Genomic DNA, 25,514 nt, shown 5'->3' with positions numbered 1-25,514 from the left:
CTGACCTGGCTCACCAGCCGGTCGGGCGGCGACCCCGTCACCCAGCGCGACCTCGCCGACCACGCCGCCACCGACCCCATGATGACCTCCCAGGTACTACGCACCCTGGAACAGAAGGGCCTGCTGGAACGGCGCGATCACCCCACCGACCGCCGCGCCAAATCCCTCGTTCCCACCGAATCCGGTGCGGCCCTGGTCAATCGGGCCATCGGCGCCGTCGAAACCTGCGACCGCGACTTCTTCGCCCCCCTCGGCGACCGCACCCCCCGCTTCGCCGACTCCCTGTGTCTGCTCCGCAACCGCGATTCTGGCTGAACCGTCTCACGCCGGACGGGAGTGGGCAGGGCCGCAACTATCGCACTATTGCCTTCTGCTCAGGTTTCACAAGCTGTCTATGTCATCGACTGCGATATTCGGTTCGGCGGGGCCGTGAGTCAGAAGCCAGTGCCGGAACCGTTTCTGGATGTCGGAAGGAAGGGGCGGTGCGGCGGGAAGGGGAAAGCCAAGGGACTGGCATGTACCGACGGTGGTCGCAGTCCGGGGTGCCCGGGCCAGTTCATCAGGCCAGTAGTCGGCCTCAACGGCGTTCCGCTCGCGGGTGACCGTTCTGCGGGCCAACAGTATGGAGAGCGCTGTGACGGCAGCCCATAACGGGCCCATGAGGATGTGTAGGAGCCCCAGCCAGGCGACGTTGCTCCAGCAATAGAGTGCCACCTGCGCGGCCAAGCTCACGAAACTCACGAGCGCGATCACTACCGTTGATACCGCGTAGAAGCGGTGCAGCACCCGGTTCGAGCGCCACCCGGGTGGGCCGCCCACGATCCTGTTCGCGACCAGACCGGCCAAGGGGCGGTCGGCCGAGAGAGACAGCAGGCATGTTGCCGTTGCCGCAGCCGGGATCGCCATCGGGAGCAGGAAGAACCCCCGCGCCTGTCCTGTCCAGGCTGCGACGGCGGCGCACGCCGTCGCCAGTAGGGATCCGACGACTGCGTGCCCGACCTGCTGCCGGGCGCGCAACCGCCACGCGAGAACGAGCACGGCGGTCACCGTGGCGGCGGCTGAGGCGGGTCGTAGCCCGCCGATCCCGTTGGCGGCCAGGAACGCCAGGGTGGGTGCGCCTGCCGCAGCCGCAGCAGTGACTGTGGACGTGGACGTGGCGCGGAGTGTCGTCATCGCGTCGGCTCTGCGGCGTCGTCGGGGCGGCGTCGGCCGGTGACTTTCGAGGAGGGGAGACGACCGGCCTTGGAGGTACCGGTGAGCGTGTCGCCGTCGACGGTGACGGCGAAGGTCAGGTCGAGGCGCATCGGGCGGGTGATGGACTGTTTCCAGGTCAACCGGTCACCGTTGAGGGCGATGTCTTGCAGGGGCAGGTTCTCGCCCGCGCCGTGGACGGTGCCGACCAGCAGCCCGCCTTCCGTGCGAAGTTCGACGACGGGTCGCATCCGCCCGATGGGCGTGATGATGGTCAGGTCCCAAACACCTTCGATTTCAGTGGACATGAAGTAGCGTTTCCTAGCTCGTCACGTGCGGGGCGCTCAGAAAGTGGCGGGCTCGGGTCCGTCGGGGCGCCAGGTGGTGCCGCGGCGCTCGTGGGCGAACAACTCCTCCACGGCATGGGCGATCCGCGGACCCACTTCGCGCTCCAGCAGGTACAGGCCGAGGTCGAGGCCAGAGGTGACCCCGGCGGCGGTGACCAGGTCGCCGTCGTCGACGACGCGTGCGCGCACGGCGTGGACGCCGGTCGCGTCGAGCAGGTCCAGGCCCAGGTGATGGGTGGTGGCGTGGCGACCTTGGAGGAGGCCGGCCATGGCCAGGACGAGCGAGCCGCCGCAGACCGTCGCCACGGTGATCCGCGCGTCCTCCATGGCGGCCTCGAGCAGCACCGGCAGCTCGGTGTCCAGCGTGCGGCCCAGCCGCACTGGGATGGCGTCCTCCTGAGCACCGGTGTCTTCGAACTCTGCGGCGTCGCCGGGTTCGCCGACGCGCCCGGAGACACCAGGAACAACGACGACGCCGGGCCGATGCGGGTCGAGAGTGCCAGTGGCGCGCAGCGACAGGCCGCCGGTCCCGCTGACGACCTCCCGCGGACCTTCGGCGCTGACCAGCTCCACGCTGACGGTGCCCCCGGAGGCAGTGCCGCCGGCATGGAGGACCTCGAACGGCGCGATGGCGTCAAGCGGGTCGAACCCGTCGAACAACACGATCTGGGCGTGCATATGGGTGCCTTTCGTTAGTCCGGGAGTCGGCGGTCACCGACTTCGCATCGATGCTAGGAGCCGGTGTGCACAGCAAGGGTGGGCTCGAATGACACGTTCCAACGGGATCTCGCCACACGTCGTTTGCCGTCGCTCGGAGCTGTGCGCCGGTGGCGTCCGAGCTCACTCGCTCTGTCCCTTTGACCTCGCAGCCATACGGGGTTGTCCCGCTGACGCACGTGGACAGCTCGCAGAAGACGATGGGCGAACCGGAGCCGGTGCCCGACCTGGAAATACGCTCCGCGACACGGTTGCGGGGCTCCAGCAGGCGCTACGGTCGCTGGATACAGGGCCCACTGCAGAGCCGGTGCAGTGTGGTGCCGGTCTGCTGCCGAGGCAACAGCCCAACCTGCGCTCGCACTTCCCGCACTGCGGGGTCGACGCACCGGCGGAAGTAGCAGCTGCCCGCTGTCGACGCGGAGCATGTCGGGGCCCGGTTCGATCTCCGGAGAGCATCGGACGGAGGCGTTGGTCGCGATCCATCTCCCTTCGAGGCGGAGCTCCTCAGGCGTGCTCGCTGCTGCGGAAGGTGGCGCGGTAGCTTTGCGGCGTGGTGCCGGCGACCCGCTTGAACCGCTCGCGGAAGGCAGTCGGGGAACCGAAGCCGGCTTGGTCAGCGATGCGCTCGATGGTGTGGTCGGTGTTCTCCAGGAGGAACTGCGCCCGCCGCACCCGGGCCCGCAGCAGCCACTGCAGCGGTGTGGTGCCGGTCTGCTCGCGGAACCGACGGCTGAAGGTGCGCGCGCTCATGCTGCTGCGTTGAGCCATGAGGTCGAGCGTCAGCTCCTCACCGAGGTGCTCCTCCATCCAGGCGAGCACCGGTTCGAGCGTGGAACCCTGCGGAACCGGTGGCTGGGGAAGGACGATGAACTGGGCCTGGCCCCCTTCGCGTTCCAGCGGGGTGACCGCCAGTCGGGCCGCATCGGCGGCCACCGCGGAGCCGAAGTCGCGGCGGATCATGTGCAGGCACAGGTCGAGCCCCGCCGAGGCGCCTGCGGAGGTGAGCAGCTGCCCGTTGTCGACATAGAGGACGTCGGGGCGCACCTCGACCGAGGGGAAGCATCGGGCTAGATCGGGGGCGGCAACCCAGTGCGTGGTTGCTGCCAGTCCGTCGAGCAGTCCGGTCAGGGCGAGGTCGAAGGCGCCGACGCAGATCGAGGCAATCCTGGTGCCTCGGGCCGCCGCCGCGCGCAACGCCTCCAGCACCTCCTCGCCTGGCGGAGGCGCACCCTCCGCACGACCGGGAACGATCACGGTGTCGGCATCGGCAAGCCCGTCCAGGCCCCAGGGGGCGATGATCATGAATCCGGCTGCCGGGATCTGTGCACCCGGCCCGCAAACACGCACCTGGTAAGGGCGGCGCCCGTCCGGCAGCCGGACTCGTGCGAACACCTCCAAGGGCGTGGACAGGTCGAAGGGGATGACCTGATCGAGTGCCAGAACCGCAACGGTGTGCACTTACGACTCCTCAATTTCCGGACAAAACCGCGATCACCGTCTCCGTCCTACGGTTCACGATGGCGCAGGTCAAAGGATTGGCGAGAATCCGTTGGATTCTGTCATTCCAGCTACTGGGAGTCGGTGGTTCTTCGTTCCTAGGCTCCGATGTCGGTAGTCCCTCTATCAGGACTTCACCGCTTCCGGCCCAAGCACGTGAGAAGGCGTACCAACATGCCCACCCTGCCCCTTTGTTCCTTGCCCGATGTCCACCCGCACCGCGGTGAGGGCGCGGCTCGATGACCAAGCTCGTGCTCGCTGTCCACGTCTTGGCGGCCATCATCACCATCGGCCCCGTGACGGTCGCTGCCAGCATGTTCCCCGCGGCAGTCCGGCGAGCTGCCTCAGCCCCAGGCGATGAGACCCTCGCGGGTGTGCGAGTCCTGAACCGGATCTGCCGCGTCTACGCGCAGATCGCAATCGCTGTTCCGGTGTTCGGATTCGCCACCGCAAGCCTGATGCATGTCTTGGGCAGCCCCTGGCTGATCATCTCCATCGCCCTGACAGGCGTCGCCGCCTTGGTGCTGGGCCTGTTGGTGCTGCCCCGCCAACACTCCATCCTCACCGCCCTTGCCGAAACGACGGCCGAGCCCCGTCTCGATCGAGCAGTCACAGCTCGGCTGGCGATTCTCACCGGAGTCTTCAACCTGCTGTGGGCCACGGTCACGGTACTGATGATCGTCCGTCCCGGCTCGACCACCGGAGCTTGAACGCCATGACCACCCGTAAACCGCTGCGCATCTGCGCAACGATCGAGCTGATCACACTCGCCACGCTCTTGACGAACATGACCACCTTCGATGCGCACACCGTCGCCGCACTGACCGGCCCGATCCACGGTTTCGCCTGGCTCTACGGCGTCATCGCCACCTGGCGCGACGCCCACTCCACCGGGCAGCGCATCCTGCTGTCGGCCATACCCGGCGTCGGCGGCATGCTGGCACTGCGAAGCCTGGACCGCGCGGGCGCCCAAAACCCCAGTCCTGACCGCCCCTACATGGCGAGTCGGCCGAGCCCTGACCTCTCGGTCGGTGCCGCCTGTTCGCAGGGAGGCGCCGGGGACGACCTCGGGGCGGGACGACGAACCTGGCCTGCTCCAGCGCTGAGGAGTTCGGGCCCAGGACGTGCTCGAACAGCGGGCCCCGAAGCGGACTTCGACTTGGGACCGAGAGCGCTGATCGCCGGACGTCGGCTGCGGCGGTGGAAGCTCGAATCGAGGAGTAAAGGATTTCGATGCCATGACCGACGTCGAGGAGGTGACCCAGTTCGCGAGCGCGATGGGTGAGCTTTCCGGTCTGGTTACTCCGGGCGCTCTGGCTGCGGTCGACACCGCCGGGGTGACGAGGGTCGTCGACATCGAGGGTGCGGACGGCGATTTCGTGCTGGGGTTGGTGCACGCCGACCCGCAACTGCACGGTCAGGCGCTCGATCTGCCCCAGCGGTAGAAGGAGTCCGGGCAGAGGCCGTCAAGCGGCGGACTCTACGTCCCGGAACTCACTCCCGCCCGATCTCATCCCCTGAGAGCCACTGTTGACCGCAGCAACCACTCGTGAGCTGGGCCCGGAGCGCCACTTCGGTGAGGTACGAATTCGCGATCTCACCCGGACGCCCCGTCACCACCAGCCGACCCTGTACCCAACGTGTTTCCCATGGAGGACAGGCCACGCGACACAGCCGGTCGACGCGGTGGCGGGACGCCCGATCTTGTTGTAGTTTCCCGGCTCCGTCACGCGGAGCCGACAGAGCCCGTACCGTTCTGCCGGGTCTCGGGCCGATCGAAGTCGAGATTGACGGTGTTCCGGCCGATCTGGGTGGCCCGCGACGCCCGATGTTCGACGCCCACGGTGTGCACCCGATCGGGAAGGCCCTTCGCAAGTGGGCTGCGTCACAGTTCAGCGTGGAATCGAACCTGCCCGGAATGAGCGGCGTCCCCCGTACGCACTGGAAAACCGAGGATGGGAGCTCACCGATGACATTGCGACGCTGGATGGTGGCCACCGCGGTGGTGGCCGGAACGGTTGCGCTGACCGCGTGTGGATCGGGCGCGAAGGACGAGGCGGGCAGCACCGCCTCCGGCACCACCACGGCATCGGTCACCAACGCCCAGGCCGCCGCGACCGTCGGGGTGCAGACCCTCGGCGGACGGCAGGCGCTGGCGGACGGTTCCGGGCGCGCGCTGTACCTGTTCACCAAGGACACGCCCGGCCACTCCGCGTGCGCGGGTGAGTGTCTGGTGAAGTGGCCCGCCGTGACCGCGGCCGTCACCGCGGGCACGGGTATCGACGCCGCTAAACTCGGCACGGTCACGCGTGCCGACGGGTCGGCGCAGGCCAGCTATGCGGGCAAACCGCTGTATTACTTTGCGGGCGACAAGAATCCGGGCGATACCGCCGGTCAGGGCGTCATGGATGTCTGGTTCCTGCTCGACGCCCAGGGCGAGGCGATTCGCTGATGCGGCTGCCGTGGGCGGCAAACCGAACGGTCTCGGACGAGGAGTTCCTGACCGCGATCGACGCCGCCCACGGCCGGGCCGTACGCAACTACCTGCACGGGCGATGGCGCGATCCGCACCAGGTCGAGGATCTCACCCAGGAAGTGTTGCTGCGGGCCTGGCGCTCGGTGGAAACCTTGCGCCGCAAGGACATCACCGAGCCGGAGATTCGCGGCTGGCTGCTCACCACCGCACACCGGGTTCTGGTGGACCGGTGGCGCGCCGAACAGCGCCGACCTGTCGCATCGGTCGAGCATGCCGATCTGGCCGATCTGGCCGCCGTCGATCAGCCGCTGGATCGGGCTATCGACGGCTGGCTGGTCTCCGACGCCCTGGCTCGCCTCTCGCCCGAGCATCGGGCCGTCGTAGTCGAGCTCTACTTCCGCGATCGCAGCGTGGCCGAGACCGCGCGGCGGCTTGGCATCGCCGAGGGCACAGTCAAATCCCGCAGCTACTACGCGGTGCGCGCACTACGTTCCATCTTCGACGAACTGGGGGTGACCCGGTGACCAACGCCGGACACGAGCACTACCGGCACCTGCTGGGCGCGTACGTGCTGGGCGGGCTGGGCCCGGCCGACAAGGCCGCTGTGGACGCTCATTCGGCCGACTGCCCGGCCTGCCGCCGGGAACTGGCCGAATTCGCCGTCGTACCGGGACTACTGGCTAAAGCCGAAGCACCGCAGGATGATTCACCCATCCAGGAGCAGTCCTTTGTGGCGTTGCGGGAGACGCTGCGCGCGGTATCCACCGCCCGGGCCGCGCAGCGCAGGCGCCGCGTGTTCGCGACCGCGGGCCTCACCGCCGCCGCGCTGGCCGCCGGTGTCGCACTCGGATTCGTCCTGCACCCCGCCGAGTCGCCGGGCACATCGGCCACCGACCGTGTCATCGCGTTCACCACCGGCTCCGGAACATCCAGCAGCACAATCGATCTCACGCCCAAACCGTGGGGCACCGAACTGCACCTCACCCTGCGCGACCTTCCCGCCGGGCTGCGCCTGACGGCCGTGGCGGTCGGCGCGAACGGCCAGAGCGAACCCGCCGCCACCTGGATCACGCCCGCGGTGAACCCCATCAAGGTGACCGGCGCGGTCTCGTTCCGCGCCGACACCGTGCACCGCATCGAAATCCGTACCGACAGCGGCACTCCCGTCGCCGTCGCGACCGGCTGACGCCGGAATCGGGGTTCCGGTAGTAACCCCGCAGAACAACGAAGTTCGGGTAGCCGCTGTTCAGGGCCGTGCAAAACACCAGTCCAGGGCGATTACAGCAGATGCCTTCATCGAGCGGGAGTTCGGGTATGCGCAGCTGTGGGCTCTTCGGGTCTCCAGCTAGCCCATGTCGACCGCCACCGCCCGGCCCAGGGACAGCGCCCAACATTGTCCCTACTTTCCGGAGGCCCGCCAACCCATGAACAACCTCGGTGTCTCGAGGAGCGGGGCGATCCCGCCGAGGCCGAAACCTGGTCAGGAGTCTTCGCGGCCAGGGCGGCGATCGTGCGCAGACCTCGCGGTTTGCCGCGGTGGCCGAGGCAGAGCCCACACCGTGGCAAGCGAATTCCGCTCGGCCGCAATCGATCCTGAGCAGGGATCTGAACACCTCGCTGCTGGCGTGCCGGCCAGTCGCACAGTGTCGTAGTGATCGCACGAGTTCCATTCGGCCACAGTGGATTCTGTTACGCTCCGCATCAGCCTGACACTGACGATCACGGAGGGAAACACGTGGAAAACAGCTACGAGTGGGACACTCTGGTCGACCGCATTTCTGAGAACAGTTACGGCGTGCATGTCGAGCCCGACAAGATCAGCGTCAAGGTCATCGACGCCGAAGAGGACTGGGCCGCCCCGGACGTCGTGATCAGGCGGGCAGGCGAGGACTGGATCCAGATCGACAGGCCCTTCGCCGAGGCCGACAAGGTAGATCTCCTGGCCATACTCAACAAGGTCGGCAGCACGGGCACTATAGGCGGGCTCGTCGTAATGGATGAGCAGATCATGCTGCGACACGCGCTCCGGCTGACCGAGGCCGTCGAGCGCGACGACCGCTACGGCGACTCTTGGAAGTATGAAGAACCATTGGGCTGCATCATCGATGCGGCCAGGCTGCTGGGGCGGCAGCTCGCCGGGCACGACGACGACTTCTAACCGGCACCGCGGACAACCACGCCCAGCCCGGCACCGAACCCGGGGGCGCCGCGGTCATCAGCCACGCCCTGTTAGCTCAGGCCTGCACCCCAAGCCCGAACCTGACGGGCGCGTTCGAAAAACGATCAGTGGTCGCCCGGAGCGTCGTCAGTGGTGGCGGCCCGGGCCCGGTCGGTGTCGTGGAACTTGCCGACGTACTTCTCCTGATCGGCGATCCTGCGCTCGTACCAGTCGAGCGCGCCCTGCTTGCTCAACAACGTCGAGGCCCATAGATGCGGGGTGTCGGACAATCGGATCCGGCAATAATCCAGAAGTGTCCGCCCCACTGACCGGTATGGACCCCACCGCCGGGATCGTGGTCACCGCGATACGGAGAGGAGACGATCGTCCCGGACGAGAACGGAGCCTTCACCTACCACATGAAGATCACCTCCGTCGGCGACCTCGGGCGTACTCTTCAAAACCCTGACAACGGTCAAAGCCGTTCTCGCCCATGGGATCCGGCGGCGGAGGTAGAGCAAGAGCGTGTATCGCAACGGCCTGGCCATACTGGACCGACCATGTCCAACTGGGCGAGCCGGGCGCCGAGGCCGTCGCCGACCTGATCGGCGGCTTTCTCGACGATTCAGCCGGCTGACACGACATCCGTACATGGAGGTGATCGTCCATCACAGCCACTCGCCCACCACCTCCGCGATGTATCCGAGGGCAATATCCGAGGTCATCCGCCAGTGGGTGACGGGCACCAGGTGGTTGAGAACGGAGCCTGTCACTGCGGGTAGCCAGGTGTCTGCATTCGCGCTTCCCGTCGGGTCGTCCTGGGCCGCAGTGAAGTAGACAATGTCGCCGTCGAACGAACGTGGGCGATACACCGCGTCGAGGGATGCCGAGGTGGCGGCGGCGTTCACGATTCGTTCGATGCGAGCCGTTCCGATGGAGGCGAACGGCTCGGGAAGAGCGGCTAGTTGCTGCGGGAGCCGTGTGAGGTCGATGGATATTTCGGGGCCGAGTTCGGCGGACTGGTCGCCCAGCAGTCCGCCGATGAGGTCTGTCACTGTCACCTCCGGGATGGCGACGGGCCCGGCAGCGGAGTTGCGTAGGCGGCTGTCGAGCATGGCAAGTAGCGCGACCTTCTCGCCTGTGTCTTGGAGTTGTACGGCCATAGCGTGGGCTAGCACGCCACCCAGGGACCAACCGAGGAGATGGTAGGGGCCCTCCGGTTGGACCGTGCGGATCTGTTCGATGTAGAGGCGGGCCCAGTCCTCGATCGAACCCGGCAGTGGGGCACAAGAACTCAGAACCGGGGATTGGAGGCCGTAGATCGGGCGGTTGGGGGGCAGGTGAGCGGCCAGACCAGCGAAGGACCAGGCGATACCACCGATGGGGTGGATGCAGAAGAGCGGGTTGGCAGGGACATTGGGGTCGTGGGGACGCAGGGGTAGGAGGATGTCGAACGCCGCGTCGGGACCTTCGGTTTCGGAGCCGCGAGTGCGTAGCTCGGCAAGGATGGCTGCCGGGGTGGGCGCGGTGAAGGCCCACATAACGGGGACTTGTTCGGCTACCGCTTCGGTCAGTTGGGCGACCAGTTTGGTCGCCAGAAGGGAGTTCCCGCCTAGTTCGAAGAAGTTGTCGTCCAGACCGATTCGGTCCAGGCCGAGGACTGCGGCGAAGATCTCGCAGATTGCGGTTTCGAGAGCAGTGGTGGGGGCGCGATAGGTGCGGGGTGCGAGTTCTGGTGCGGGGAGAGCTGCGCGGTCCACTTTGCCGACCGGGGTCAGGGGGACGTTGTCGAGGATCACGATGTCGGTGGGCACCATGTGTGAAGGCAAAGCTCGTGCGGCCCATTTGATCAGGCGGTCAGGTTCGACCCCGCTGTTGTGGACAGGCACGACATATGACACGAGAACCGTTGCACCGGTGTGATTTTCCCGGCCGACCGTGACAGCGAATTCCACGTCGGCGTGGGTGGCCAGGACCGCGTCGATCTCGCCGGGTTCGATGCGGAAGCCGCGGATCTTCACCTGGAAATCGGTGCGGCCCCGATAGTCGAGCTCGCCATTGGCATTCCATGCGACGACGTCGCCGGTGCGGTACATGCGGGTGCCGGCGTGGAATGGGTTGGCGACGAAACGCTCGGCCGTCAGGCCGGCACGGCCGAAGTAGCCGCGTGCCAATTGGGTACCGGCCAGGTAGAGCTCCCCCGGGACGCCGAGCGGCACCGGCCGCAGGCGCGAATCCAGGACGAATACCTGACTGTTCCAGACCGGTTCGCCGATCGGCACAGAGGTCGCATCGATGTCGGCCACCCGGTGGCTGGTAATCGATACCGCGGCTTCGGTCGGGCCGTACAGGTTGAACAGTGCCGTCTGCGGCGCCACCTCGGCAAGTCGGCGCGCCAGCGCCACGGGCAGTGTTTCACCGATGGCGAGAATGCGGCGCAGCGAGTCCGGTAGCCGGTCGGTCAGCAATGCGTCGAGCATCGACGGCACCGCGTGCAGGGTGGTCACACCCTCACGGGACATCAGCGCGTTCAAATACGCGGGGTCGCGGTGCCCGTCCGGCGCGGCGATCACCAGGCGGCCGCCGCAAGCCACCGCGGACCAGAATTCCCACACCGACAGGTCGAAGGTCGCCGCTGTTTTGAGCAATATCGAGTCGTCACGGGACAGTCCGAATTCTGCTGTCTTCCAAAGCAACTGATTCACGATCGCGCCGTGCGAGATTGTGACACCCTTCGGGCGGCCGGTGGACCCCGACGTGAAGATCACGTACGCCGCATGCTCCGCATGCAATGGCACGATGCGGTCGTCGTCGGTGATCGGGGCGGAGCTCAGACCCGACAGATGCAGTCGGTCCACATGCACGATCGACACGGCGGAGGTGACGAAATCCGTAGCGGTATCGGTCAGTACGCAGATCGGTGCCGCTGTTTCCAGAATGTGGTCGGATCGCTGCGCGGGCTGATCGGGGTCCACCGGCACGTACGCGCCACCGGCCTTGCTCACCGCGTACATGGCGACAACCAGGTTCACCGAACGCCGAAGGGCAACCGCCACGCGGGATTCGGGACCCACGCCGAGGGCGATGAGCTGTCGTGCGAGGCGATTCACCTGTGCGTCCACATCCGCGTACGTGCAGCGGGTGCCATCGGCCGCGACGAGGGCGTCGGCGTTGGGCGTCGCGGCGACCGTCGTGTCGAGCAACGACACTAAGGTGGCAGCAGCGAGCGGGTGTCCGGTGTCGTTCCACTCCAGGAGAATTCGCGCACTCTCCTCCGGCGCGAGCAGGTCGATCGCTCCAACCGGTACCTCGGGATCGGCGATCACGGCATTCAGCACGCGCACGAAACGGTCCGCGAATCCCCGCACCGTCGACTCGTCGAAGAGATCCGTGGCGTAGGTGAGGACACCGCCGATACCCGTCGGCATTCCCTCTCTGTCATAGCCGTCTGCCACGATCAGATGTAGATCAAACTGCGACAACTGCCGATCTGTCGACAATCCCGTCATGGTGAGGCCAGGCAATTCCATGCTCACCGGGGCCAGATTCTGGAACGACAGACCCACCTGGAACAGCGGATGCCGCGCCGTCGAACGCGCCGGATTCAGCGCTTCGACCAACTGCTCGAACGGTACGTCGGCGTGAGCGAAGGCCTGGATGTCGGCATCACGCTGCCGCGCGAGCAAATCGGTGAAATCCGCACCCGCATCGACCCTGGTGCGGAACACCAGCGTATTGACGAACATGCCGATGAGATCGTCCAGCTCGGCCGCACCGCGACCAGCTATCGGCGTGCCGATAGCGATATCACCGGTTCCCGACAACCGTGCCAACAGGATCGCGAATGCGGTGTGCACCACCATGAACAGGGTCGCGCCCTGCGCCCGAGCCAACTCCACCAACGCCGCATGGGTACGCGCATCGATGTGCAGGTCGACTTGGCCGCCCGTGAACGACTGGACCGCTGGACGCGGCCGGTCGCGCGGCAGTTCCAGCTGATCTGGCAGGTCGGCGAGCGCATGACGCCAGTAGGCGATCTGCTCGGCCGCCAGCGACCCCGGCTGGTCCGCACTGCCGAGCATGGCGCGCTGCCACAGCGCGTAGTCCGCGTATTGCACGGGCAGTGGCGACCAGGCGGGAGCCAGTCCCTCGACGCGAGCGACGTATGCCGACACCAGATCTCGGGTGAGCGGACCACCCGAGAAACCGTCACCGCAGATGTGATGGACGACCATGGCCAGGACGAATTCGCCGTCGGCGACCTGCCACAGCACGGCCCGCAGTGGTACCTCGGCGGTGACGTCGAACCTGGTCGATGCCAGTGCCGCGACGGCCGATTCCACCTCGTCCGCGTGGGCGACTCCCAGCTGGAGTCGTGGTACTTCGGGGTCCGTGGGTGGCAGGATCACCTGCACCGGACCTGCTTCGTGCTGCGGGTAGACCGTACGCAGGATCTCGTGTCGCACAACGAGATCGGTGAAAGCCTGCTGCATCGCCTCGGCATCCGGCGCACCAATCAGTCGGATTGCGATGGGAATGTTGTAGGCGGCCGACTCGGTGTCGAACCGGTTGAGGAACCACATCCGCTGTTGGGCGGGCGACAGCGGAATCCGTTCAGGTCGTTCGCCCGCCATCAGAGCCGGACGGGTCGGCACACCGGTGAGTTTCGCTAGCGCCGTGGCCAATCCCGCAACGGCGGGGGCGGTGAACAACGCACGCACGGGCACCTGGGTATCCAGCGCCATCCCGAGGCGAGCGGTCACCCGCGTGGCGAGCAGAGAATTGCCGCCGAGCTCGAAGAAGTTGTCGTCCGCGCCGACCCGTTCCAGACCCAGTACCTCAGCGTAGACCGCTGCCACGATCCGTTCAGCCGCTGTCGACGGTTCCCGATACGTGCGAGCCACGAGTTCGGGTGCGGGGAGCGCGTTCCGGTCGAGCTTGCCGACGGCAGTCAGCGGAACCTCGTCGAGCACCACGACCGACACGGGGACCATATGCGACGGCAGAGACCGTTCGGCCCACTGGATCAACTCATTGGAATCGAGCGCGCGACCCACCACATACGACACCAATATGGCTGCCCCGCTGTGGTTTTCGCGGCCGATTGTGACCGCATGGTCGACCCCGGGATACGCGGAGAGCACAGCGTCGATCTCACCGAGTTCGATGCGGAACCCGCGGATCTTCACCTGGAAGTCCATGCGGCCCACATACTCCAGTTCGCCGCCGAGCGGCCCGGAGGCCGGCACGCCGACCCACCGAACCAGATCGCCGGTGCGGTACATGCGATCCCCGGGCGGCCCCCAGGGATTCGCGACGAACCGTTCCGCTGTCGCGCCGACACGCCGGTGATAGCCGCGCGCGAGTGCCGGCCCCGACAGATACAGCTCACCCACGACACCCGAGGGAACCGGATTCAACATGCTGTCGAGCACCACCGCCCATGTGCCCGGCACCGGGCAACCGATCGATACCCGTTGTCCCGCAAGCAGAGTCGTGTAGGTGGCGCCAACAGTCGCCTCGGTCGGACCATAGCCGTTGATGAACCGACGCCCCGGCTGCCATCTGGCGAGGAGTTCGGGCGTTGTGGCTTCGCCGCCCGCGGAGACCACCTCGAGGTCGTCCAGGCCGGATGGATCTACGGTGCCGAGCAGCGCGGGAGTGATGATCGTGTGTGTGACCCGTTCTGTCCGCAGCAGTTCATGCAGTTCGTCGCCACCGACGATCTCCGGGTCGACGATGACCAGGGTGGCGCCGCTGTAGCAAGCGGTGGTGATTTCCTCGACCGATTGGTCGAAACTCGGCGAGCACACGTGCAGCATGCGCGATTCTGGTTCCAGCCGCAGGATTTCGACCGAGTGGCCCACGAGCCCCCCGAGCCCGGCGTGGGTGAGTGTGACGCCCTTGGGCATTCCTGTCGACCCGGACGTGTAGATGACATAAGCCTGATGCGAGAAATGCAGTGGCCCACGACGATCCCGGTCCGTCACGGGGTCCACCGGCTGAGCGGCGCAGTGCGCCGACACCGCAGGATCGTCCAATGCCAGCCAATCGACCGTGTTGGGCAGGCTATCCATCTGCTCGGCAACCGTGATGCCAATCGCCGCAGCCGAATCGTCCAGCATGTACCGCACCCGATCCACCGGATAGGTCGGATCGACCGGTAGATACGCGCCGCCTGCCTTGGCGACCGCCCATATCGCCGCCACCATCGAGTAGGAACGTCGCATCGCCAGTGCCACCACGGTTTCGGGCGCGACGCCGCGGTCGATCAATACCCGCGCCAGTCTGGAGGAGTGCTCGTCGAGTTCGCCGTAGGTGTAACTCCGCCCGGCGTCACGGATGGCAACTCGGTCCCGTCCGAAGGCGACTCCTCGGGTGAGCAGATCCGGCAGCATACCGACGGTAGCCGGGACGCCGCCGCCCATTCGAGTCAGGCGCTGGTATTCGCCGTCGGCCAGCAGCGGAAGCTCGCCGGCCCGCGTTTCGGGACGGTCCGCCACCGCCGCCAGCACCCGAACGAACCGCTGGACGAAGAGAGTCGCGCCGCGCTCGTCGAAAAGGCGACTCGAGAAGGACATCTCGCCACGTAGTTCGGCAGAGTTCCCACCGGTGGCCCAAAGGGCCAGTGCCACATCTCCGACGGCATCCGCTGGGCTGTCGAACGAGAGCGCCACTTGGAACAGCGGGTGCCGATCCGGCGACGGCCGCGCTCCCAATAGCTCGACCAGTTCCTCGAACGGAATACCCGCGTGCGCGAGTCCCTGTAGTTCGATCTGATGGGCCTCGGGCAGAAGGGAGATGAACCGCGCACGGAGGTCCGTACGGGTCCGCAGCACAAGCTCGGCCCGATGGCGCCCCGGCACCGGTGTGCCGATCGCGATATCGCCGGTGCCGGACAGGCGAGCGAGCAGCACCGCCAATGCCGTACGCACCAACGCGGTCCAGGTCACGCCCGCTGTGTCCGCTACTCCGCGCAGACCCCGATGCACATCGTCGGGCACCGAGAACACCACTAGTCCACGCGAATCCGGCCGCAGCCCGGGACCGGGTCGTGTCCGATCCATCGGCAGTTCCAGCCTGTCGGGCAGCCCCGCCAATGCGGTGCGCCAGTACCGGGACCGGGCGATCGAGTCATCGGACTCTTCGTCGAGCCGCACCGCGAGCGCGGCCGCGAGATGGTCCGGTGCCGTGACGATTTCGCCGAGCACCCTACGCAGCCGATCGGTGACCGCCTGCGCCGTCTGCTCGGCGACCATGTCCCGCCGGTACTTCACCTGCACCAGTGTGCGAGAGTTCGGGAAAACCATGACCGTGATCGGATAGTGCGTGAAGTCGTCGGCACGCACCCCGTCGATCCGCAATCCGTCGAGCGCACCGCTGGCCCGCTGTAGTCCCTCGGCATCGACCGGGTACGACTCGAACACCAGCATGGTGTCGAACAGCTCGCCCTGCCCCACGACGCGCTGGATGGCACCGAGTCCGAGGTGGTGATGATCCAGCAGCGACGCCTGCTCGGCTTGCAGTCGGTCCACGAGTGTTCGCACCGTTGTATCCCGGCCGAATCGGATCCGCACGGGGATGGCATCCACGAAAAGACCGATCATCTCGCCGATTCCGTCGAGTTGCGCGGGCCTGCCGGAAATCGTCGCTCCGAAGACGACATCGTCTCGTCCGGTACTCCCCGCGATGGCCAGACCCCACGCCGCCTGGATCACCGTATTGGCGGTCACCTCGGCCGCGGCCGCGTACTCCGTGAGTGCTGTGGTCTCGGCCGTGGACAACTCGAACTCGCAGCGGCCGAATCCATGACCGGATGCGGCGGGCCAGGTGAGTTCGGGCGCGAGCATGGTCGGTGCGGCGTCCGCCAAGACAGTCGACCACGCCCGGGTCGCGGCGTCCTCGTCCTGACGCGAAAGCCACCGCAGGTAGTCGCGATACGGTCGGACGGGAGGCAGTACCGAAGCATCGCCACCGGTCGTGTACAGGACCAGCAGCTCCTTCAGCAGCAACGGCATCGACCAGCCATCGAGCAGAATGTGGTGGCCGGTCAGGACGAGATGGATACGTCCGGAATCGGTGTGGTACACCGTAAGTCGCAGCAGCGGCGCCACCGTGGGATCGAATCCGAGATGTTGCTCGGCGGTCAGCAGTCGCGGCAGTTCCGCTTCGGATACGCCCTCGACGATTCGCACCGGCATCTCGGCGTCGTCGATCACCAGCTGCACCGGGGTTCCGTCGGCCGCAGGGACGAAGGCGGAGCGCAGATTCGCGTGCCGGTTCAGCATGCTCCGCGCGGCCCGGCGCAGTCGTTCGGTGTCCAGATCGCCCGTCAGTTGCGCGGCCAACTGGATGATGTACGCGTCGACGGACCCGTCCAGCAGCTCCATGAGCACGCGCAGCGAGTCCTGTAGCGGCGAGAGGGGCAGCACGTCGGACAGCGCGGGATAGCCTCGCCGCCAGCGATCCAACTCGGTCTGGGTGACCCGGACCAACGGCACATCCGACGGGGTCAACCCGCCCGCCGCGGGATGGCCCGCGTGATCGGCGAGCGCGGTGAGCGCGGCCGAGAAGTCGGCGGCCAGTTCCTGGACGGCCGCCTCGTCGAGGATCTCGCTCGCGTAGCCGAAGCTCAGCTCCAACCGGGGACCCTCAGCGGTGTCGGCGGCGATCGCGTTGATGTCGATGACCGTGCCGACGGGCATGGTCGGGTCGTATTCGAAATCGAGCTCGCCCAGATCGGCGGTCGGCAACCAGCTCTCGTCGGCGAGGTCGGCAGGCACACCCGCGGACGCACGACCGAGATAGTTGAAGCCGATCTGCCCGATATCGCCCGTGAGCAGGTCGGCCGTTCCCGGGTTGTGGCGCAGCATGCCGAACCCAATGCCCTTGTCCGGCACCGCGAGTAGCTGCTCCTTGACCGACTTCAGCACGGTCGCCAACGCTTCGGAATCGGAGAGATCGGTCGAGGTCCCGGAGAGATCGATCGCGACAGGATGGACGCTGGTGAACCAGCCCAGGGTGCGCGTCAGATCCGCCCCTGGCACAACGGTTTCCTCGCGTCCGTGGCTCTCCAGCCGTATCCGGGTGACCGCCGCATCGATACCGCGCCGGGCCCGCCAGCCACGCACCGCCAGCGCTAGGGCCGCGAGCAGTCCGTCATTGACACCACCGCGATACAGCGCGGGCAGCGTCGTGAGCATTGCCTCGGTGACCTCGACGGGCACCGGAACCGCGATCGACCGCATGGTCGAATGGGTGTCGACGGCGCGGTCCAGGGCACGCGCACCCAGCAGCGGATCAGGAGTGGCCAGCACGCGCTTCCAGTAGCCGACCTCATCGGAACGCTCAGCGGCCGCTTCTGCGAGGCCGTGTGCCCAGCGCCGGAAGGAAGTACCGACCGGTGGCAGCACGATCTGCTGCCCGGCAGAGTGTTGCGCCCACGCCACGGCCAGATCAGGAATCAGGATCCGCCACGACACACCATCGATCACATAGTGATGTGCGGTCGCAACGAGCACATCGCGCGCGTCGGGCCGACGCAACCACGTGAAGGCGATCATCCTGCCACCCGCAGGATCCAACATACCCAGTGTGGAATCGACTGCGGCACTACCGATCAGAGCGAGCTCGAGGCCTCCTGTTCCGGCAGGCACCTCGACCTCGGCCACCAGCGCCCCGGCATCGACCGCGTCGCGCGACAACCCCTCGAACCGCCACCGACCCGTGTCCTGCCACACTCGGGAAAGCAGCACCTCGTGCCGATCGAGTACAGCCGCGATCGTCGCGACCAACCCCGGACGATCGAGACCCTCGGGCAACGCCAACACCATGGCCTGGGCGAACCTGTCCGAGGAACCCCCGGCGAGGAATTCGGCGAGCACCGGCGTCAGCGGAATCTCACCGACACCACCTCCAGGCAACTCCGCCAGCATCATTGGCGTCACATCGCCGCCCACGACGGCTACCCGTGCCAGCGCGGCCACCGTCCGCTGCTCGAATACATCGCGCGCGGTGAAGACAATCCCGTCGGCCTTGGCTCGCGACACCAGCTGGATCGACATAATGCTGTCGCCGCCGATGGCGAAGAACGAATCGCTGACCCCGACCGCTGCCACCCCGAGTACCTGGGCGAACAATTCGGCCAGTCGCGCTTCGACCGGTCCCTGCGGGGCACGTGTCACCGTGGTCGCGAAAGTCGGCGCCGGCAAGGCTTTTCGATCGAGTTTGCCATTGGGGGTGAGCGGCAGCTCATCGACTACGACTATCGCCGACGGCATCATATGCGCAGGCAGGATGTCGGATGCGTACTCGGCGAGCCGGCCCGTGTCAACGGTACTGCCCGGTGTCGCGAGCACATACGAAACCAGGGTCGTCGATCCGGACGAGAGCGTTCGCCCGAGCGTGACCGCGAAGTCGACATCGTCATGTCCGCCCAGGACCGCGTCGATTTCCCCGAGCTCGACGCGGAAGCCGCGCACCTTCACCTGTGCGTCGGTGCGCCCCACGTAGTCGAGTTGCCAATCTGTCGACGGCACAGTCGCATTGCTGTCCCGCTCACCGGGTGCGGCATACCAGCGCACGACATCACCGGTGCGGTACATACGCGAACCCGGTGCGCCCCACGGATCGGCTACAAAACGTCCGGCGGTCAATCCGGACCGCTTCCAGTAGCCGCGGGCCAACCCGCCACCGGCCAGATACAGCTCCCCCGCGACACCGGGCGGCACCGGGTTCAGCCGTGTGTCCAAGACGAGCGCGGACATGCCATGCACCGGCGTCCCGACCGTAATACGCTGCCCGGCAGTCAATTCCGCATACGACGAGATGATGGTCGTCTCGGTTGGCCCGTAGGCATTGAAGTAGCTGCGCCCCGGCTGCCAGCGGGCCAGCAGTTCCGGGGTCGTCACATCGCCGCCGACGGAGACGACCTCGATCGCATCGAGCCCGGCCGGGTCGACGGTGCCGAGCACCGCCGGGGTGATGATGGCGTGCGTGACGGCTTCGGTGCGCAGCAGGTCGGCGAGTTCCGCGCCGCCCACGGTCGACGGCGGCGTGATCACCAGCGCCGCTCCGACGGAGAACGCGCACAGCCATTCGAGTACCGAGGGATCGAAGCTGGGAGAACAGATGTGCAGGAAGCGGTGGTGCGGTTCGAGTCGGTAGCGGCGGACGGCTTCGTCCAGGAGGCCGCCCAGGCCGCTGTGGGTTACGGTGACGCCCTTCGGGACGCCTGTCGAACCAGATGTGTAGATGACGTACGCAGGGTGCTGGAACCGCAGCGGCGCACGGCGATCCGTGTCGGTAAGCGGCGTGGTGGGTTGGGCATCGCAGCACTTCTCGGTCGTGGAATCGTCGAGCAGCAGCCAGTCGGGCCCGTCCGGCAGTTGGTCGGTGTATGCCGAGTTGGTGATGCCCAGCATGGCGCCCGAGTCGGCCACCATGTGCCGCATTCGTTCGGCGGGGTATCCGGGATCGATCGGAACATGAGCGCCACCGGCTTTCGCGATGGCCAGCACTGCGAGCACCATCTCGTAGGAGCGCGGCAGCGCGACGGCCACCAGGTCCTCCGGGCCGATGCCCCGTTCGATCAGCGCACGGGCCAATTGCGAACTGCGCGTATCGAGTTCGCCGTAGCTGATCGAGCGGCCGCGGTATCGGACGGCCACGCGATCACGGCCCAGATCGACGCCTCGGGTCAGGAGGTCGGGGAGCAGCCCCGTGGCCATTACGTCGTCGCGGTGCACGCTGGTCAGCAATGCCAGCTCATCGTCGGCGAGCAGTGGCAGATCTCCGATGGGATGCTCGGGTCGCTGGACGGCGGCCGCCAGTAGTCGGCGGAATCGGTCGGCGAAGACCTCGATGCTGCGCCGATCGAAGAGATCGGTAGCGAACGCGAATTCCGCTGCACCGAGGTCCTCCTGGATATGGAGGTGCAGGTCGGAGGGCTGGACCTCGACAGGGAACTGGTTTCCGACGGAAAGCATCGACTGGGCCGGTCCGTCGAAAGGCAGGTCTGCTCGCGCGAATGCCTGCAGGGCGATCTCTTTCGCGTTCGCGTGCAAGTCCTCGAAGGAGGCCCCGCACTGCACCTTCGTCCTCAATACCAGCGTATTCGCGGATCCATCGGCGGCGACCGGGGTGCCGATCGCGATATCATCCGTACCGGACAGCCGTGCGAGGAACAGCGCGAAGGCCGCATGTGCAACAGCGAAAACGGTTGTGTCCCAAGTCTGCACGAGTTCCCGCACATGCCGGTTCAATGCTGCGCCGATCTCGAACGAGACGCGACCGGTCGGCACGGTTGAGGCTTCCCTATGCCTCGGGTGATCCGCGGGCAGGTTTGATTCGTCAGGCAGCCCCGCAAGCGCGGTCCGCCAGTACCGTGTCTGCGCGATCAGGTCGTTACGCGCGTCGAACAGAGTGTCCAATTCCGCTGGCGTACGCTCCGGGGCCGCGATGAATTCGCCGATCAGTAGGCGCAGCCGGTCCCCCAGCGCCCGCGCCATGGCGGTGGTCACCAGATCGCGCCTGTGCTGCACCGCGATTCGCAGTTGCGAGCCCAGCTGGACCTCGACAGCCACCGGATAATGGGTGAAGTTGACCGCTCGCAGATCGGTGATCTCCAAGCCGTCGATCGTGCCGTAGGCATGGCGCAGCCCGTCGGCGTCGACGGGATAGGACTCGAACGCCAGCAGGGAGTCGAACAATTCACCGGCACCAGCCGTACGCTGGATCTCGGCGAGTCCGAGGTGATGGCAGTCGAGCAGGGAAACCTGCTCGGACTGGAGCCGACTCAGCAATTTCCACACCGGCTCATCGACATCGAACCGAACTCGAACCGGAATAGTGTTCGCGAACAGGCCGACCATACCGTCGACACCATCGAGTTGCGGCGGACGCCCGGAAACCACCGTGCCGAAGACGACATCCGCGCGCTCGAGGCAGGCCGCGAGCACCAGACCCCAGGCTGCCTGGACGACAGTATTGACTGTGACCTCGTTCGACGCGGCGAACGCCAGCAGCTGCGCTGTCTCGTTGGTCGACAGATCGGCCACGTACACCCCGTGACCGGAGCCCGACTGGGTGGGCGACGCCACACTGGCCGCCAGACAAGTCGGCGTGACCCGAGCCAGAGCCTCGCGCCATGTGTTCAGCGCGGCGTCCCGATCGCGCCGGGCCAACCAAGCGATATAGTCCCGATACGGCCGGACACCGGGCAGGATCGCCGAATCGCCACCTGCCGCATAGGAAACCAGGAGTTCCTTCATCAGCAAAGGCATAGACCAGCCGTCCAGCAGCAGGTGATGCGCAGTCAACAACAGATGGACACGGCCGGATTCGGTGCGGTACACCGCGAATCGCAGCAGGGGCGCGACCGCGAGATCGAATCCGAGACGTTGTTCGACCGCCAGCAGTGCGGACGGATCGGATTCCTCTGTATCGATGACCCGCCACGGTACGTCCACGTGCTCGAACACGATCTGGATCGGAGTACCATCGGCCGTGGATCCGAATGCGGTTCGCAAGACGGCGTGGCGGTTCAGCATCACCTGAGCCGCTCGCCGCAGACGATCGAGATCGATCGCGCCGGACAATTCCATTGCCCACTGCAACAGGTAAGGGTCGGAGTGTTCCGAAACCTGCGTCAGGAACAGCAGCCCGAGCTGCAAGGGCGACAGCGGCAGAATATCGACGAGACCGGGGTGCTCCCGGTGGCAGAAATCGAGTTCCTCCTGCGTGATGCGCACGAGCGGAACATCCACCGGCGTCAGGCCACCCGCCGCCGGATCGTGCACATGCTCGGCGAGCATGGTCAGCGCGGCCACCCAGTATTCGGCCAGTTCGCGGACAGCCGCCTCATCGAGAATTTCGGAAGCGTAGGCGAACGACGCGGAAAGCTGTGCGCCGCAGTCAGTATCGGTAACAATGGCGTTGATGTCCACCACGGCGAGTGCGGGCATCGCCGGATCCTGGCCGGCGCTCGGCTCACCCCACTCGGAGGTCGGCAGCCAACTCCCATCGGTCAGCGCCTGCGGCACCTCGCCCGTGGAAATCCGGCCGAGGTAGTTGAATCCGATCTGGCCGAGCGCACCATCGAGCTCGCCCGCCGTGTTCGCGTCGAGATGCCGCAGCATGCCGAAACCAATGCCGTTGTCCGGCACCGCGATCAGCTGTTCCTTGACCGCCTTGAGCATTGCCGTGGTCACCGCGCCGCCTTGCCATGCGGCGGCGGCATCGATACCGGACAGATCGAGCACCACCGGATACATGCTGGTGAACCAACCGACAGTGCGGTTCAGATCGGCACCGGGGACGACGGGCTCCTCGCGACCGTGCCCCTCGAGCCGGATCCGCGTTGCCTGGATATCGATACCTCGGTTCGCACGCCATGACCGCACCGCCAACGTCAACGCGGCGAGCATGCCGTCGTTGACTCCACCCCGGTATAGCGTCTGCAACTCGGTGAGCACCGCGTAGGTGACATCGGTCGGCACCTGGATACTGAAATGCCGCACCGTTTCCGCGGTGTCGGCGGTCGGGTCGAAAGCCCTGGCCCCCAAGGGAGGATCGGCAACCGCCAGCACCTGACGCCAGTACGGCAGCTCGTCGGCTCGGTCCGCTGCAGCCTCGACCAGACCATGTGCCCAACGCCGGAACGATGTGCCGACGCCGGGCAGGGCGATCCGTTGCCCGTTCCGGTGTTGCGCCCAGGCGTTCACCAGATCGGAGATCAGAATGCGCCACGAAACACCGTCGATCACATAGTGATTCGCGGCGATAATCAGCGCGTCCCGGCCGTCGGGGCGGGACAGCCAGGTGAAGGCGACCATTCGCGCCTCGGCCGGTGCCAGGGAGTCGAGGGCGGAATTCATTGCGGCACTGGCATTGTCGTACAGGAGGTCGATGCCGAGACCTGCCGGCACCTCGATGCGGGTAAGCAACGCCTCCACATCCACGGCCTCCGGCGGCAACGCCAGAAGCTGCCATTTCCCGGCGATGAACCGCAGCTGTGCACGCAGCATGTCGTGCTGGGCCACTACCGCGGCGAGCGTGGCCACCAGACTCGCCCGGTCGATGTGTTCGGGCAACGCGAGCACCATCTGCTGGGTGAACCGGCCGAACGACCGCCCCTCCGCCAGATGCGCCGCGAGCACCGGCGTCAACGGAATCTCCCCGACACCACCGCCCGGCAGTTCCGCAAGCCTTGCCACCGGCTCAGCCCCGACCACTGCGACCCGTGCCAACGCAGCCACCGTGCGATGCTCGAACACATCCTTCGGGGTGAACAGGATACCGGCGGTTCTGGCCCGCGATACCAGCTGAATCGACAGAATGCTGTCCCCACCGGCGGCGAAGAACGAGTCCTCCGCGCCGACCTGCACTCCGAGAATCTGGGTGAAGATCTCGGCGAGCTGGGTCTCCACGGGGCCCACCGGATCCCTCGTCACCACAGCCTCGAACAGCGGATCGGGCAAGGACCGCCGATCCAGTTTTCCGTTGGGGGTCAAGGGAATCGAGTCGATCGCGACAATCGCGGACGGCACCATGTGCGCCGGCAACGAGTCGCCGACGAACCGTGCGAGGCTTCCCGAATCGACAGTTATCCCGTTACGCGGCAAGACATACGAGACCAACACGGTCGCACCCGAAGGCGCGACCGCACCGATCGTCGCCGCGAATTCGATATCGGAATGACGAGTCAGCGCGGCATCGATTTCTCCGAGCTCGATCCGGAAGCCACGAATCTTCACCTGAAAATCCGAGCGCCCCACATACTCGAGAGCAGCGTCCGGCCGACGGCGAACCAAATCGCCCGTCCGATACATCCGCGCTGTCCCACCAAAGGGGTTGGCCACGAACCGTTCCGCGGTGAGCCCGGGCCGACCCAAATAGCCCTGCGCCAATGCGGGCCCGGACAGATAAAGCTCACCAACCACATCGGCGGGCACCGGCCGCAATCGCGAATCCAGTACCACCGCACCGATGCCCGGAACCGCGGTGCCGATGGTGATCGGCTCGCCAGGCGTCATCTCCGCGCTACTCGTCGCGAGAATAGTGGCCTCGGTCGGCCCATAGCCATTGAAGAACGAACGCCCGGCCGCCCACCGCTCGACCAGCCCGGGCCCGAACGAGTCACCTGCGACGACCACAACCCGCAGCGACTCGAGCCCGTCCGGGTCCACGGTCTCCAACGCCGCCGGCGTAATGAGCATGTGTGTCACGCGCTCTCGCCGCACCAGCTCGGCCAGCTCCACTCCACCGAATACCGTCGCCGGCGATACCACCAGCGTCGCGCCACAGCTGAACGCCAGCAGCAATTCGAGCACCGACACATCGAAGTTCGGTGAACAGACATGTAGCACCCGCGAACCGCCATCCACCGCATAGCGCTCCCGCGCGGCGTCGACCAGCGGCGCCAGACCCGCATGGGTCACCACGACGCCCTTGGGCCGGCCGGTCGACCCCGAGGTGTAGATGACGTACGCCGGATGCTCATCGGTCAGCGCGCGCAGCCGGTCGACATAGGAGACCGGATGCGCGGGCCACGCCAAGAGCCGCGCCGCCACGACTGGATCATCGAGTTCGAGCCATTCGATCCCCTTGCGGAGCCGCTCCCGATGCGTCGACTCGGTAAGACCCAGCACCGCCCCCGAGTCGGTGACGATGTACGCGCTGCGTTCCGGTGGAAGAGTGGGATCGGTAGGCACATAGGCCGCGCCGGCCTTGGCAATGGCCCACACAGCCACAATCGACTCGACGGACCGCGTGAACCCGACAGCGACAACATCGCCGGGCCCGACTCCCCGATGAATCAATTCCCGCGCCAGCCGCGACGAGGATTCGTCCAACTCCCGATAGGTGAGTTCGCGCTGATCTCCAGGTTCGCCGGTCGAGTTATAGCTGACGGCGATCGATTCGGCCGCGCATTCGACCGCCCGGGTCAGCAACTGCACGAACAGCGGGCTACCCGACCGGCGACGAACGCGACCTCGAACAGTACGACGAACCTTATCCATCCGAGTAACGCATTTCCTCTCACATTCGAACCCACGGGTGCGCTGACACTAGCGGAGCACACTTCCGACCACATGCCTTGGACCCAGCTACGCCTGCGGAGCACGCA

General features: G+C 66.5%; 12 protein-coding genes and 1 pseudogene. 7 read left to right on the top strand and 6 right to left on the bottom strand.

The genetic code is table 11. The features are described 5' to 3' along the window. A partial coding sequence (locus ACWEQQ_RS12865; protein WP_452348315.1) for a MarR family winged helix-turn-helix transcriptional regulator occupies nt 1-315 on the top strand: 315 nt, incomplete at its 5' end. A gap of 66 nt (nt 316-381) precedes the next feature. Here the strand turns inward: ACWEQQ_RS12865 and ACWEQQ_RS12860 are convergent. From ACWEQQ_RS12860 to ACWEQQ_RS12845, 4 genes are all read right to left on the bottom strand, one after another. After that, nucleotides 382-1,173 carry a DUF3159 domain-containing protein gene (locus ACWEQQ_RS12860; RefSeq protein WP_452348314.1) on the bottom strand — a complete coding sequence of 264 codons (792 nt, stop codon included), beginning with the start codon at nt 1,171-1,173 and terminating at the stop codon, nt 382-384. Further along, a complete protein-coding gene (locus ACWEQQ_RS12855) occupies nt 1,170-1,499 on the bottom strand; it encodes a hypothetical protein (RefSeq protein WP_452348313.1) in 330 nt (109 codons plus the stop codon). The genes ACWEQQ_RS12860 and ACWEQQ_RS12855 overlap by 4 nt, the downstream gene beginning before the upstream one ends. Nucleotides 1,500-1,535: 36 nt before the next feature. Further along, entirely contained in the window at nt 1,536-2,216 is a 681-nt protein-coding gene (locus tag ACWEQQ_RS12850) for a DJ-1/PfpI family protein (protein ID WP_452348312.1), read from the bottom strand. 543 nt (nt 2,217-2,759) lie between these two features. Continuing rightward, a complete protein-coding gene (locus ACWEQQ_RS12845) occupies nt 2,760-3,713 on the bottom strand; it encodes a GlxA family transcriptional regulator (RefSeq protein ID WP_452348311.1) in 954 nt (317 codons plus the stop codon). A 278-nt stretch (nt 3,714-3,991) separates the two neighbouring features. Here ACWEQQ_RS12845 and ACWEQQ_RS12840 point away from each other — a divergent pair, with 278 nt between their 5' ends. The 6 genes and pseudogenes from ACWEQQ_RS12840 (at nt 3,992) to ACWEQQ_RS12815 (ending at nt 8,386) form a co-directional block, all read left to right on the top strand. Further along, nucleotides 3,992-4,462, top strand: coding sequence for a DUF2269 family protein (locus ACWEQQ_RS12840; protein ID WP_452348310.1), 471 nt, complete (start codon nt 3,992-3,994; stop codon nt 4,460-4,462). A gap of 519 nt (nt 4,463-4,981) precedes the next feature. Next, nucleotides 4,982-5,197: pseudogene (locus ACWEQQ_RS12835) on the top strand (methyltransferase); the annotation flags it as partial. 524 nt (nt 5,198-5,721) lie between these two features. Continuing rightward, nucleotides 5,722-6,204 (top strand): COG4315 family predicted lipoprotein, encoded by a 483-nt coding sequence (locus ACWEQQ_RS12830; RefSeq protein WP_452348309.1) that lies wholly within the window; start codon nt 5,722-5,724, stop codon nt 6,202-6,204. After that, nucleotides 6,204-6,752 (top strand): sigma-70 family RNA polymerase sigma factor, encoded by a 549-nt coding sequence (locus ACWEQQ_RS12825; protein WP_452348308.1) that lies wholly within the window; start codon nt 6,204-6,206, stop codon nt 6,750-6,752. The genes ACWEQQ_RS12830 and ACWEQQ_RS12825 overlap by 1 nt, the downstream gene beginning before the upstream one ends. Beyond that, nucleotides 6,749-7,414, top strand: coding sequence for an anti-sigma factor family protein (locus ACWEQQ_RS12820; protein ID WP_452348307.1), 666 nt, complete (start codon nt 6,749-6,751; stop codon nt 7,412-7,414). Before ACWEQQ_RS12825 ends, ACWEQQ_RS12820 begins: the two co-directional genes overlap by 4 nt. A 549-nt stretch (nt 7,415-7,963) precedes the next feature. Continuing rightward, complete coding sequence (locus ACWEQQ_RS12815) at nt 7,964-8,386, top strand: hypothetical protein (protein ID WP_452348306.1); 423 nt, start codon at nt 7,964-7,966, stop codon at nt 8,384-8,386. Between the two features lie 125 nt (nt 8,387-8,511). Here the strand turns inward: ACWEQQ_RS12815 and ACWEQQ_RS12810 are convergent, their stop codons facing one another. Together ACWEQQ_RS12810 and ACWEQQ_RS12805 are read right to left on the bottom strand one after the other, a co-directional pair. After that, the gene (locus ACWEQQ_RS12810; RefSeq protein ID WP_452348305.1) at nt 8,512-8,643 is read right to left on the bottom strand and encodes a hypothetical protein; all 132 of its coding nucleotides are present in this window, start codon (nt 8,641-8,643) and stop codon (nt 8,512-8,514) included. Nucleotides 8,644-9,054: 411 nt separating this feature from the next. Continuing rightward, nucleotides 9,055-25,407, bottom strand: coding sequence for an amino acid adenylation domain-containing protein (locus tag ACWEQQ_RS12805; RefSeq protein WP_452348304.1), 16,353 nt, complete (start codon nt 25,405-25,407; stop codon nt 9,055-9,057). Nucleotides 25,408-25,514: the final 107 nt, after the last annotated feature.

It is taken from the genome of Nocardia sp. NPDC004123, from assembly GCF_053603795.1.
This window is presented reverse-complemented; position numbering and strand designations above follow the sequence as displayed.